Below are 12,886 nucleotides of genomic sequence, written 5' to 3' on the forward strand. Positions count from 1 at the left end.
CCCACCGCCTGCTTCGGAGTCGCCCATGCCTCGCCCCCCGTTCCCCCGCCCGTCGTTACCGCTGCTGGGGGGCTGGCTGCTCTGTCTGCTACTGCTGTTGTCGCTGACCGGGCCGGCCCAGGGGCAGGGGCTGACCCTGCCGGGACTCTCCGGCGAATCCGGTACCGCCACCGAGAGCGCCGACCCGGAGGCCCTGCGCCGCTCCCTGGACGAGGTGATCGCCACCCTGGAGGATGGCCAGCGTCGCGACGACCTGGTGGAGCGGCTCAAGGAGCTGCGCGAGGCGACCACGCAGTTGGAAGGCCCCGGCGGTGAGCTGCCCCGCCAGGGCCTGTTGGGGGCCCTGGCGGATACCTTCAGCGACCTGGGCGATCAGGCCGAGGCGGGCCAGTCGCCCCTCGACGCCTGGCAGCGCCAGCTGGCCCAGGCCACCGAGGAGGCCACCGACCTGGCCCGGGACGCCAGCCTTGCCCAGATGGCCCGTTTCGCCGTCGAGGCGGCGGTGATGCTGGCGATCTGGCTGGCCCTGCTGAGCCTGTGGATGGGGTTGGGGCGCTGGCTGGCGCTGCGACGAGGCTGGCCCCGGGTGCTGCCCCGGGAGCCCAAGGCCTGGTTGCTGGGGGTGCATTTCCTGCGCCGGGTGCTGCCCTGGTTGCTGGCCTTCCTGATGGCCCTGGCCCTGGGCCAGTCCCTGGCGCCCAATCCGGGCCGTGACCTGGTCCTGGTCATCGCCTATGTGGCGCTCTGCGGGCGCCTGGTGGCGGCGGCCTGCGAAGCGGGGATCTCGGTGTTTACCCGCGGGCATCGCTTCGTTGCCGTGCAGTACCTGCGCCAGCGGGCCCTGCGCCGGCTGTTCGTGATCGGCGCCCTGGTGGCCCTGGCCGATGCCCTGGATTCCTCGCGGTTGATCGCCCTGCTGGGGAACGACCTGGCGGGCTTCCTGTCGGTGATGGCCAATGCCCTGGCGGCCCTGATCAGCGGCCTCTTCGTGATGCGCTTCAAGCGTCCCATCAAGCACCTGATTCGCAACCGCCCCTACCACCAGCGGCGCGAACGCAATACCGCCCTGGAGCTGACCCGGGTGCTGGGCGGCCTCTGGCATATTCCGGCGCTGCTGATGGTGGGGGCCTCGCTGCTGGCGATCTTCGTCTCGGTGGGGGATGCCGGCGGGGCCCTGACCCGCGCCCTGGCCAGCGCGGCGCTGCTGATCCTGACCCTGGTGGCGACCAGCCTGATCCGTCGCCACAGCGAGACGGTGACCCGCCGCAAGCGCATCTCCCAGTACCGCCGGCGCCTGGAGCGCTTCGGCTATGCCCTGGCCCATATGCTCTGCTGGCTGGCCTTCGCCGAGCTCTCCCTGCAGGTGTGGGGCACCTCGCTGATCGGCATCGGCGGCGAGGCGGTGGCCAGCGCGCGCATCGGTAAGGCGCTGCTGGCCATTGGCTTCACGGTGCTGCTGGCCTGGCTGGTGTGGATCTTCGCCGATACCGCCATACAGCGTGCCCTGACCTCCTCGGCCCGGGCCCGCGGGCGGCGGGTCAACAACGCCCGGGCCCAGACCATCACGCCGATGATCCGCAATATCATCTTCGCCACCATCGTGATCATCGCCGTGATCGTCGGCCTGGCCAACCTGGGGGTCAATGTGACGCCGCTGCTGGCCGGGGCCGGGGTGATCGGCCTGGCCATCGGCTTCGGCGCCCAGACCCTGGTGCAGGACCTGATCACCGGGCTCTTTATCCTGGTCGAGGACTCCCTGGCCATCGACGACTACGTCAACCTGGGTGGCCATATGGGCACCGTCGAGGGGCTGACCATCCGCACCGTGCGGCTGCGGGACCTGGATGGCATCGTGCATATCATTCCCTTCAGCCAGATCACCTCCATCCACAATATGTCGCGGCAGTTCGGCATCGCCCTGATGCGTCTGCGCATCCCCCACGAGATGAAGATCGACGACGCCATGACCCTGATGCGGGAGGTGGCCGACGACCTGCGCCAGGACCCCATGATGCGCCACCATATCTGGTCGCCCCTGGAACTGCAGGGGGTGGAGCGCTTCGAGGAGGGCGCCGCGGTGCTGCGCATGCGTATCCGCACCGCCCCGGTGATGCAGTGGGACGTGGCCCGGGCCTTCAACCTGCGCTTCAAGCAGCGCATGGAGGCGGATGGCCGCGATATGGCCATGCCGCGCCTCAGTGTGCAGATGGAAGGCCGCGGCGGCACCCCCATGGAGGTCAGCCCGGAGCAGGCACTCCGCGTCGATGGCCTGGGCCGGGCCCCGGAGGAGGCGGGAAGCGCCGATCCCCTGGGCCAGACCAGCGCAAGTGGCGGCTCGCCGGACCCGGGGCGTTAACCCGAAGGCGCTGACTCGGGACGGCGCAGGCGCCGGCCATCAACGCTGGGCCAGACCAGCATCAGTGGCGGCTCGCCGGACCCGGGGCGTTAACCCGAAGGCGCTGACTCGGGACGGCGCAGGCGCCGGCCATCAACGCAGGGTCAGACCAGCGCAAGTGGCGGCTCGCCGGACCCGGGGCGTTAACCCGAGCCGCCTTGCCCCGGCCCCCATCACCTTATCCTCCTTGCTCCTGATCGGCATCCGCCGGCCAGGGGCGTTCGTTCTGCGAACCTCCTCCTCCTTCCTCCCTAATATCCTCCTTAATGCCCGATGTTTGGCGAAAGTTGTAAAGAGTAAACGTTTACGAATATTTGGGTAAACGTTTACTCTTGGCGCTTCCCACGGGGAGCATTCACCCTTGCCCGTCAGGGCACGACCAGGAGGAGCCAGCCAATGACGATCAAGGTCACGGTCTGGGGCGAGAACGTCCACGAGCAGACCAATGAGGTAGTCGCGCGGATCTATCCCGACGGCATGCATGCCTGCATCGCCGATGCGCTCAACGAAGACGATGGCATCGAGGCCCGTGCCGTCACCCTGCAGGACCCCGAGCACGGCCTTACCGAGGAGCTGCTGGAGCACACCGATGTCCTGCTGTGGTGGGGCCATGCCGCCCATGGCGAGGTGCGCGACGAGATCGTCGATCGGGTCCAGGCCCGGGTGCTGCAGGGCATGGGCCTGCTGGTGCTGCACTCCGGCCACTACGCGAAGATCTTCAAGCGCCTGATGGGCACCACCTGCTCGCTGAAGTGGCGCGAGGCCGGCGAGCGCGAGCGACTCTGGGTGGTCAACCCCGGCCATCCCATCGTCCAGGGCCTGGGCGACTACCTCGAGCTGCCCCACACCGAGATGTACGGCGAGCCCTTCGCGGTGCCCAACCCCGACGAGGTGATCTTCATCAGCGCCTACGAGGGCGGCGAGGTGTTTCGCTCCGGCCTCACCTACAAGCGCGGCAACGGCAAGATCTTCTATTTCGGCCCCGGTCACGAGACCTACCCGATCTACTACGACGACCAGGTGCGCCGGGTGCTGAAGAACGCCGTGAAATGGGCGCGCCCCGAGGGCTCGCGGTGGATCGACAGCTGCCCCAATGTGCCGCCCGAGCAGGCACCCAACCCGGTGGAAGTGAAGGGAGAAAGCCTGCACAAGCCCGGCGAGGAGGGGTTCAAATGATTCGACTGGCGATTATCGGTGCCGGCAGCATGGCCGGCGAACATGCCAGGCACTTCACGGCCCTCGACGGCGTCGAGGTGGTGGCGGTGTGCGACCTGGACGGCGACAGGGTGCGCGCCTTCGCCGACAGCCACGGCATCCCCGGGACCTATACCGACCTGGACGCCATGCTGGCCCGGGATGATATCCAGGCGGTGAGCAACGCCACCCCGGACGGCGTGCACAAGGCGACCTCGCTGGCCGCCATCGCCGCCGGCAAGCACATCCTCTGCGAGAAGCCCCTGGCCACCAAGGCGGCCGATGCCGAGGAGATGGCCGCGGCGGCCCGTGAGGCCGGGGTGATCAACATGATCAATCTCAGCTACCGCGATGCGCCGGCCATCCAGCATGCCCGGGAACTGATCGCCTCCGGCGCCATCGGCCGGGTGAGGCACGTCGACGCCAGCTACCTGCAGAGTTGGCTGGTCAGCCATGCCTGGGGCCGTTGGGACCGGGACAGCCAGTGGCTGTGGCGGCTCTCCGAGGCCCATGGCAGCAAGGGCGTGCTGGGCGACGTGGGGGTGCATATCCTCGACTTCGCGAGCTTCCCGGTAGGCGATATCACCGCCGTCAACTGCCGGCTCAAGTGCTTCGACAAGGCCCCGGACAACCGCATCGGCGACTATCGGCTCGACGCCAACGACAGCGCCCTGATGCGGGTCGAGTTCGCCGGCGGGGCGCTGGGCACCATCCAGGCCACCCGCTGGGCCACCGGCCACCATAACTCCCTGAAGCTCTCGGTCTATGGCGACAAGGGGGCGGTCAGCGTGGTGCTCGACGACGCCAGGGATCGGGTACTGACCTGCTTCGGCGAGGATGTGCATGCGGCGCGCTGGACCGCGGTGGCAGCGCCGCCCACCCCCAGCATCTACCGGCGCTTCATCGACGGCATCGACAGCGGCAGCAACGACCAGCCCGACTTCGCCCGGGGCGCCGAGCTGCAGCGGGTGCTGGATGCCTGCTTCGCCTCGGATGCCGAGGATCGTAGCCTGGTCCTGGCCGGGTAGGCCGAGGCGTTGTCGGGCCCGTTGGCTCGCGCAGGTCGGTGATTTTCGGCACAATCTTCTGCCTGACACAGGGGCGGCGGCCGATTCGGCGCCGCCCGATCAACGAGGCAAGAGATGAGCAGAGAGCCGTCGAAGTCGGCGACCATTCGTGAAATCGCACGGCGGGCCGGGGTGTCCATCGCCTCGGTCAGCCGTGCGCTCAATGGCAAGCCGGGCCTCGGCGATGCACTGCGTGAGCGGATCCTGGCGATCAGCCGCGAGATCGAGTACCGGCCCAGTGCCGCCGCTCGCCAGCTGATCAGCGGTAAGGGCGCGGTGGTGGGCATCTCGCTCGGTCGCCAGGAGATCGAGCTGCGCCCCTACTATATCCTGCTCTACCAGCACCTGACCCTGGCCCTCCACGAGCAGGGCATGGTGCCGATCTTCTTCGCCCACGACCAGACGGCGTTGCTGCCCGAGCGGGCCGGTGCCGCCATCCTGCTGGGCGAATTTCCCGATGACTCGCGGCCCGCCTTCCTGAACGCCCGGGGGGTCCCCTTCGTGCGCATCGGCGAGCCGGGCGAGGGCTTCTCGGTGGCGCCGGACGACCGCCATGGCCTCTACCTGGCGACTCGCCACCTGATCGAGGGCGGCCGTCGGCGCATTGCCTTCGTGGGCTGCGAACTGAAGCTGCCCCATCGCCAGCATCGCCTCAAGGGCTACCAGGGGGCCCTGGCCGAGGCCGGCTTGCCGGAACGGCCGATCAGCGTGCCGCATGTTCATGATGATGCCCTGACCGGCTATCGCCATCTGGCCCGGCTTTTGAGCCGCTTGCCGGAGGATGCCTCGTTACCCTTCGATGCCCTGGTCTGCGAGACCGACGAGCTGGCGCTGGGTTGCCTGGCGGCCCTGGAGGATCACGGCATCGCCGTGCCCGAGCAGGTCGCGGTCACCGGCTTCGACGACCTGCCGGTGCTGGCCGCCGACCTGACCACGGTATGTCAGGACATCGCCGTCATCGCCACCACGGGCGTCACCCTGCTGGGTGAGGCCCTGGCCGGCAAGCCGCCGCGGCATGTCTCCGTAGCGGTGGCGCTGGTCGTTCGCCAGACCGGCTAGGTCCTGGGCCTGGCGGCGGCTCGCCGGCTGCGGGGCACCAGCGAGGATTAGCCCAGCAGCCAGTGGCAGGCGGCGGCGCCGGCCACGAGGCCGAGCAGGAAGAGCGCGAGCCCCAGGGCCGGGGCACGCCAGCGCCGCCAGCGGTCATGGGCCAGGGCGGCGCGGCTCAGGCGCCGCATCAGTGCCTCATGGTGGGAGCCCGCCAGGTCGGCGGGGCAGGAGAAGTCGTCGGCCAGGCCATCCCGCCAGTGGGCGCCATGGGTCAGGCCCAGGCGGGCGCGTAGCCGGCCGATATCGCCCAGGGTGGCATGCAGGGCGTCGTACTCCCGGCGATGCTCGGCCTCGGCCAGGGCCGCCTCGGCATCGCGCTTGAGGGCGCGATGCTGGCAGGTCGCGATGGCTTGATTCAGGGTCTCGCTATCGCTGTCCGGGGGCACGCCCAGGCGACGGTAGAGGTCGCGCATCAGGAAGCCTCCCGCATCAGGTAGTCATAGGCCTGCTTGATGCGCTGGAAGCGCCGCGAGGCACCGGCCATCACCGCGTCGCCCTGGGCATGGAAGCGGTCCGGGTGGTGGGCCTGGGCCAGGCGGCGATAGGCGCGGCGGATCTCCTGGCGGCTGGCGCCGGGAGAGAGCCCCAGCACCTGGAGGGCACGCTGCTGTCGCCCACCGGGGGGCGGCTGGTGATGCCGCCGTTCGCGCTTCTGCTCCTCCCGCTGTCGGGAACCTCCGCGCGACTCTCTGCCCTGCTGCTCTTCCCTCTGCCCTCGACTCTCGTCCTCCTTTCCCCTGCTTTCTTCCCGCTTCCCCTCTTCTCTCTGCTGCTCCGCGTGGCGCGCCTGCTCCTCGGCCCGCCGTCGCGCCTCCTCCTCCTGGCGTGCGCGCTCTTCGAAGCGCGGCTGCCAGTAGGCCTGGCGGCTGGGATCCTCGGGGTCGTGCAGTGAACGCCCGCTGGTGGCCTCATAGAGGGCGGCGAATTCCTGGGGCGGCACCCCCAGCAGGTCGGCCAAAAAGCGCAGCACATGGTGGTTGGCCGGGCTCGGTTCACCCTGGCCGGTGGCCAGGGCGATGGCCAGGCGCAGGAAGGGGTAGCCGCCGCGGGCCTCCCGCTGCAGCACCTCGGCGGCCAGCTGGATGGCGTCCAGGTCCTGGGCGACGGCGATCTCCAGCAGCGGCGCCAGGTCGTGGTCGTGGCGGAAGTCCCGGGTCAGGGTCGCCAGCCGGGCGCGCTGATCCCCGCCCACCGGCCCCTGATTGGCCAGCACCCAGCCCAGCAGCAGCAGGGCGGCGGTATCGGCCTGGTGGCGGCTGGTGAGGAGTAGCCGCTCGAAGGGCGTGAAGCGGGCGATGGGCATAACGGGCTCCGGGGCATGGGCTGAGACGGCTCGCCTGGCGGAATATCGGCGGCTGGGGGGCGAACTTGAATTATCTCCCTGTGATATAAAAGGAGGATCGAGGCGGGAGGGCAAGTCGTGATCACACTGGAGCGCAGGGAGGGGTTTCACGTCAAGCTGTCCCGGGTGCTGCGGGAGTCCAGCTCCCACAAGCTCGACCTCTACCTCTTCGTGCCCGCCGAGCTGGACCTCTCCGCCGAGGTGGTCTCGGAGCAGGCCTTCTACCATAACGCCATCCACCTCAGCCGCACCTACTACAGCGATCGCCACCAGCTGCCCCTGGTGCACAGCCGCCTGGCCCGGCGCAGCGATCTGGGCAGCGACCAGTATCGCCTCAGCCTGAGCCTCTATGCCTACCAGTATGTGGTGGCCCTGGAGGGGGCGGTGCGCGAGCTGCGGGCCCGGCTCAAGGAGTTGCGCAGTGACAAGCGCCGCGAGACCCCGGCGGAGGATGCCGCGGCGCTCGAGGCGCGCTTCGAGGAGGTGGTGGCACTGGCCGTGGATATCCTCAAGCGGCTGCGGCGCAATGTGCCGGAGCGGGAGAGCCTGCTCAAGTACTACACCAATATCGACAACTACCTCTCCTGGTTCACCGAACAGCGGCTGCTGGAGCTGCTGGCGCAGTTGCCCCGGGACGCGGCCTATGCGACGAGCCGTCGGCGCCTGGTGGCGGTCTGCGAGGCGGAGGCGGCCCACCGCGACGCCGAGGAATACAACTCGCCGCGGGTGGTGGAGGACACCACCCGCATGACCAACAAGATGCGCCTGCTGCGGCGCCTGATCGAGTACCCCCTGACCCTGCGCCAGCGTACCCAGGAGCTGGGCGGCGGCGAGCAGAAGGCGGTCAAGGCCCTGGCCACGGCGGTGGTGATGATTTTCGTCTCCCTGGGGCTGCTCCAGGCCCGAGAGTCCCTGGGCGATATCACCGCGCTCTTCGTGCTGGCGCTGGCGCTGATCTATGCCCTGCGCGAGGTGTTCAAGGACGACCTGCGCAATACCCTGTGGCGGCTCCTGCGCAAGGGGCGGCCCAAGTGGCGGCGCCAGTACCAGGACCCCACCAGCAAGGCGCTGGTGGGGCGCCAGCTGGAGTGGTGCGACTACCAGCGCTACGTGAAGCTGGATGACGAGATCAAGTGGGCGCGCAAGCGCAACGTGGCCCAGCGGGAGGAGGTGGTGCTGCACTACCGCTCCAGTTCGCGGATATCGCCGACCCGCTTCCTGAGCGGTTACGAGCAGGTGCGCGAGACCCTGACCCTGGACCTCAGCCTGGTGGCGCGGCTGATGGACAAGGCCAGCCATCTGGTCTATCGCCTGGAGGGGGAGGAGGTGAGTCGCGAGCGGGTGGAGCGCCGCCACCTGATCAACCTGGTGACCCGGGAGCGCAGCGGCGACGGCGAGGCGGTGATCCAGCGCTGGAAGGTGGTGATGAATCGCTCGCGGATCGTCGATATCGAGGAAGTGGCGGTGGTGCCCCGACAGGAGGGGGGCCGATAGGGTATGCTGGCGCGTTACCCACCCTTTATCGTTACGAGGATGCCATGCGAGTGCTGATCCGCTACTTCTTCCGCACCCTGCGCCTGCTGCTCACGCCAGTGATGCTGCTGGCCGAGAAGCTCTCCACCCCCAAGGCGGCGGTGAGCCGCAGCGATGAGGCCCAGGCCGAGGTGGATCGCCAGTGCCGGTCGCTGGCGCTCTACCAGTTCCGCGCCTGTCCCTTCTGCGTCAAGGTGCGCAAGGAAATGGCGCGCCTGGACCTGAGCATCGAGCGGCGCGACGCCCAGCTCGATCCCGAGCATCGCCAAGCGCTCGAGGCCGGTGGCGGCCGGGTCAAGGTGCCCTGCCTGCGCATCGAGCAGACCGATGGTAGCGTCGACTGGCTCTACGAGTCCGATGCGATCAACGCCTGGCTGCGCGAGTGCTTCGGCACGGCCGAGGCCGTTCCCCAACAGGGGTAAATAGGGCCCGCTCAGGGCCGCCAGTTCGCCACATCGATCTCCCCACGCGCCTCGATAAAGCGCACCAGCACGCCGGCATCGGTGAGGCCGGTGTCGACGTAGCCGGGGTGCGCGTCGAGTCGCGGATAGCCGTCGCCGCCGGCGGCGGCATAGCCATTCAGGGCCAGCCGGTAGACGCCATCGTCTTCCACGCGGCGGCTGTCGCGACCATGGACCCGGAGGTCGTGGAGGGCGCCGTCGCGTCGCTCGAAGCTGACCTGGCCGAACTGCACATAGGCCCCGGAGTCGGGGGGCAGGTAGGCCAGGGTGGTGAGATAGTCGCGCAGCTCGCGGCCGCTGAGATCGACATAGGCCACCGAATTGCCGAAGGGGTGCACCTGGAGCACGTCCCGGTAGGTCACCGGCCCCGCGGCGAGGCTGTCGCGAATGCCCCCGGAATTGACGATGGCCAGGTCGGCGCCGGTGGCCTCGGCCTGGGCGGTGGCGATCAGCCGCCCCAGGTTGGTCTGCTCGAAGCGCACCCGATCACGATCCCCCTCGAGGCGACCATTCAGGTGGCCGATTCGCCGATCCAGCAGTTCCCGGCCCTGCTCCTGGAAGGGCGTCAGCAGGGCCAGCATGGCGGCGTCTTCGGGAATCCGCTCGTCCACCCGATGGCCTTCGCCCGCGTCCCCCTCCCGGGTCAGATTGACCGGCAGCAGCCGATAGCTCTCCAGGCTGAGTTCGCCCCGGCGATAGACGAAATCGGCGCGTCCCACGTACTTGCCCCACTCATGGGCCTGCAGGATCCAGGTGCCATTCTGGCGGTCCGGCACGCAGGCATCGCCGGGCGCGAAGGCACCGTCGACCCGATTCGCGTCGGCCATGCACACCGGCTCCTGGGAGTGGCCACCCACGATCACGTCGATGCCGTCCACCCGACGGGCCAGGCTGACATCCCCCGGGGCATTGATGCCGTGCCGGCTGTCGGCGTAGTGGCCCATATGGGTGGCGGCGATCACGATATCCGCCCGCTGGCGCAGCTCGGGGAGGAGGGCGGCGGCCTCGTCGATGGGGCTGCGGAACTCGATATCCGCCAGGTACGCGGGGTTGGCGACCCGGGCGGTGTCGTCGGTGGTCAGGCCGAGCACGGCGACGCCGAGGCCGTCGAGATCGAAGAGCTCGTAGGGCGAAAACAGCCGCTGACCACTGGAGGCCTGGTAGATATTGGCCGAGAGCAGGGGGAAGTCGGCCCAGTCCTGCTGCTGGCGCAGTACCTCCAGGGGATTGTCGAACTCATGGTTGCCGATGGCCATGGCGTCGTAGCCGAGCAGGTTCATGCCCCGGAAGTCGGGCTCGGCCTGCTGCATATCGGATTCGGGCACGCCGGTGTTGATATCGCCCCCGGAGAGCAGCAGCAACTGGCCGCCATCCGCCTCGACCTCGGCGCGGATGCGCTCGACCAGCGTCTTGCGGGCGGCCATGCCGTACTCGCCCTCGGCGTTGTGCCAGAAGCGCCCATGGTGGTCGTTGGTATGCAGGAGGGTGAGGCGGTACTCGGCGTCGGCGCCTGGCTCGCCGGTGGCGCTGCAGCCGAGCAGCGCCACCGCCAGCAGCGCGGACACGAAGGCGAATCGAGGCTTCCTTGGAGACATGAGGCACTCCTTGTGTCGTCAGGGGCCCGCTTGGAGGCTACGCCAGGGCCAGGAAGAAGCCGGCGATCGAGGCCGACATCAGGTTGGAGAGGGTGCCGGCGAGCACCGCCTTGAGGCCGAGACGGGCGATATCGTGGCGGCGGCTGGGGGCGATGCTGCCCAGGCCGCCCAGCAGGATGGCCACCGAGGCCAGGTTGGCGAAGCCGCACAGGGCGAAGGAGAGGATCGCCACCGTATGGGGGGTCATCGCCTCGCCGGTGGCCGCCACCAGCTGCTCACCCGAGATATAGGGCGCCAGATTGATATAGGCCACGAATTCGTTGACCACCAGTTTCTGGCCGAGGAAGGAGCCGGCGAGCGTCGCCTCCTCCCAGGGGATACCGAGCAGGAAGGCCAACGGCGCGAAGAGCCAGCCGAGCAGCAGCTCCAGGCTCAGCGACTCCATGCCCAGCCAGCCGCCGAGGCCACCCAGCATGCCGTTGATCAGGGCGATCAGGCCGATAAAGGCGAGCAGCATGGCGCCGACATTGGCGGCCAGCTTGAGGCCCGAGGTGGCCCCGGCCGCGGCGGCGTCGAGCACATTGCTGGGGTGGTCCTCCTCCGCCTCGAGGCGCGCCTCGGCGGCCGAGACGCTGTCCTCCGGCGCCTGGGTCTCCGGAAGGATCAGCTTGGCGAACAAGAGCCCGCCCGGGGCGGCCATAAAGGAGGCGGCCACCAGGTACTCCATGGGAATGCCCAGCGCCGCATAGCCGGCCAGCACCGAGCCGGCCACCGAGGCCAGGCCGCCGCACATCACCGCGAACAGCTGTGACAGGGTCATCCGCGCGATAAAGGGGCGCACCACCAGGGGCGCCTCGGTCTGGCCGACGAAGATATTGGCGGTGGCCGACAGCGACTCGGTGCGCGAGGTGCCCAGCACCCGCTGCAGGGCACCGCCCAGCAGGCGGATCACCCACTGCATGATGCCCAGGTGATAGAGCACGGCGATCAGCGAGGAGAAGAAGACGATCACCGGCAAGACCTTGATGGCGAACACGAAGCCGACCCCGCTGGGGTCGGCCAGGCCGCCGAACAGGAAGTCGATGCCGTCGTTGGCATAGAGCACCACCTGACTGACGGCGGCGGAGACGGCGGCGAGCATCGCCTGGCCGGCGGGCACATAGAGGACGAAGGCGCCGATGCCGGCCTGGATGGCGAAGGCGCCACCCACGGTGCGCAGGCGGATGGCGCGGCGATGGGAGGAGAAGATCAGGGCGATGGCGATCAGGCTCGCCATGCCGACCAGGCTCATGGTGATTGTCATTGGAGTTCCTTCATGATCCGGGCTGTCGGGGCGCGAGGCACCCTTACAGGAAGTTGAACTTGAGGGTGTAGATCATGGCGTTCTGGTAGGCGTCGGGGGTGCCCAGCTTGTTGTTGGCGTAGCGGTACTGCACCCCGGCGGTGAGCCGCTCGTGGGGGTGCCACCAGAGGCTCACCGCGCCATTGGTGCCGATGGGGCCGGCCGCCTCGCCGACATAGTTCTGGGCGAGGTAGGCGTCGTCCCGATCGAAGGTCTGCTCGTGCCACTGGGTGAGGCTGAAGTCCTGGTCGAAGGCTTGGAAGTCGTAGCCTGCGACCCAGCCGGCCATATAGCCGTTCATGCCGGTATGGCCGCTGCTCTGCACCCGGGCCGCGCCGAGGAAGGGCTTGATCCATAGGCCATTGGCGAAGGTATGGCGATAGCCGAGGCCGAGGATCTGGTCCTGCTCGCGGCTGTTGAAGCCCGGGTCGCGGAAGTCATAGACATGGGCATAGAGCGAGAAGGGCGAGTCGCCCAGGTAGATATGCGAGGTCAGCTTGGCGGCGGTGCGGCGATTGTCCTGGCCTCCGCTGGCCTCGTCGAAGCGGCTGTTGCCCGGGTTCTCGAGGTCGGCGAAGCCGTAGAACTCGCCCCACTCAAAGCCGACGCCGCCCTCCAGCTCCAGGTAGAAGAAGTCGCTCTTGGCGGCGTTGTCGGCGGTGCGGGCCTCGGTGCCGGCGGACCAGTCCAGATAGTTGAGCGAGGCGTTGGCGAAGGACCAGAGCGGCGTCAGGGTGTCGGCCTGGAGGCCGGTGGGCAGCAGCAGGGCGCCGCCGAGCAGGGCCGGCAGCAGGCGACGGGAAGCGTGGGAAAGAGGCATCTTGTTCTCCTTGTGAGTGGGATAGGG

11 protein-coding genes are annotated in these 12,886 nt (G+C 68.8%); 6 read left to right on the forward strand and 5 right to left on the reverse strand.

Features of this window, described 5'->3' with window-relative positions:
* The first annotated feature begins 25 nt into the window (after positions 1 to 25).
* The 4 genes from ACZ5EF_RS04375 to ACZ5EF_RS04390 all read left to right on the forward strand — a co-directional run bounded on the left by ACZ5EF_RS04375 (position 26) and on the right by ACZ5EF_RS04390 (position 5,715).
* Positions 26 to 2,356: a mechanosensitive ion channel family protein gene (locus tag ACZ5EF_RS04375; protein WP_346063873.1), complete on the forward strand. Its 2,331-nt coding sequence runs from the start codon at positions 26 to 28 to the stop codon at positions 2,354 to 2,356.
* Positions 2,357 to 2,791: 435 nt separating this feature from the next.
* Positions 2,792 to 3,571, forward strand: a complete 780-nt coding sequence (locus tag ACZ5EF_RS04380) for a ThuA domain-containing protein (protein WP_346063872.1) — start codon at positions 2,792 to 2,794, stop codon at positions 3,569 to 3,571.
* The gene (locus ACZ5EF_RS04385; protein WP_346063871.1) at positions 3,568 to 4,617 is read left to right on the forward strand and encodes a Gfo/Idh/MocA family protein; all 1,050 of its coding nucleotides are present in this window, start codon (positions 3,568 to 3,570) and stop codon (positions 4,615 to 4,617) included. Before ACZ5EF_RS04380 ends, ACZ5EF_RS04385 begins: the two co-directional genes overlap by 4 nt.
* Positions 4,618 to 4,731: 114 nt before the next feature.
* A complete protein-coding gene (locus ACZ5EF_RS04390) occupies positions 4,732 to 5,715 on the forward strand; it encodes a LacI family DNA-binding transcriptional regulator (RefSeq protein ID WP_346063870.1) in 984 nt (327 codons plus the stop codon).
* A gap of 47 nt (positions 5,716 to 5,762) precedes the next feature.
* On the opposite strand, the gene ACZ5EF_RS04395 is transcribed toward ACZ5EF_RS04390, so the two are convergent.
* Positions 5,763 to 6,179 carry a hypothetical protein gene (locus ACZ5EF_RS04395; RefSeq protein WP_346063869.1) on the reverse strand — a complete coding sequence of 139 codons (417 nt, stop codon included), beginning with the start codon at positions 6,177 to 6,179 and terminating at the stop codon, positions 5,763 to 5,765.
* Entirely contained in the window at positions 6,179 to 7,069 is an 891-nt protein-coding gene (locus tag ACZ5EF_RS04400) for a J domain-containing protein (protein ID WP_346063868.1), read from the reverse strand. The genes ACZ5EF_RS04395 and ACZ5EF_RS04400 overlap by 1 nt, the downstream gene beginning before the upstream one ends.
* Before the next feature lie 117 nt (positions 7,070 to 7,186).
* Here ACZ5EF_RS04400 and ACZ5EF_RS04405 point away from each other — a divergent pair, with 117 nt between their 5' ends.
* Positions 7,187 to 8,602: a hypothetical protein gene (locus ACZ5EF_RS04405; protein ID WP_346063867.1), complete on the forward strand. Its 1,416-nt coding sequence runs from the start codon at positions 7,187 to 7,189 to the stop codon at positions 8,600 to 8,602.
* Between the two features lie 44 nt (positions 8,603 to 8,646).
* The gene (locus tag ACZ5EF_RS04410; RefSeq protein WP_346063866.1) at positions 8,647 to 9,063 is read left to right on the forward strand and encodes a glutaredoxin family protein; all 417 of its coding nucleotides are present in this window, start codon (positions 8,647 to 8,649) and stop codon (positions 9,061 to 9,063) included.
* Between the two features lie 11 nt (positions 9,064 to 9,074).
* Here the strand turns inward: ACZ5EF_RS04410 and ushA are convergent, their stop codons facing one another.
* The 3 genes from ushA to ACZ5EF_RS04425 are packed head-to-tail and all read right to left on the reverse strand — an operon-like array spanning position 9,075 to position 12,859.
* On the reverse strand, positions 9,075 to 10,697 hold the full coding sequence (gene ushA / locus ACZ5EF_RS04415) for a bifunctional UDP-sugar hydrolase/5'-nucleotidase UshA (protein ID WP_346063865.1): 1,623 nt from the start codon (positions 10,695 to 10,697) through the stop codon (positions 9,075 to 9,077).
* 37 nt (positions 10,698 to 10,734) lie between these two features.
* A complete protein-coding gene (locus tag ACZ5EF_RS04420; RefSeq protein WP_346063864.1) occupies positions 10,735 to 12,000 on the reverse strand; it encodes a NupC/NupG family nucleoside CNT transporter in 1,266 nt (421 codons plus the stop codon).
* A 43-nt stretch (positions 12,001 to 12,043) separates the two neighbouring features.
* A complete protein-coding gene (locus tag ACZ5EF_RS04425; RefSeq protein ID WP_346063863.1) occupies positions 12,044 to 12,859 on the reverse strand; it encodes an outer membrane protein OmpK in 816 nt (271 codons plus the stop codon).
* Between the last annotated feature and the right edge of the window lie 27 nt (positions 12,860 to 12,886).

Source organism: Bisbaumannia salifodinae, from assembly GCF_055388505.1.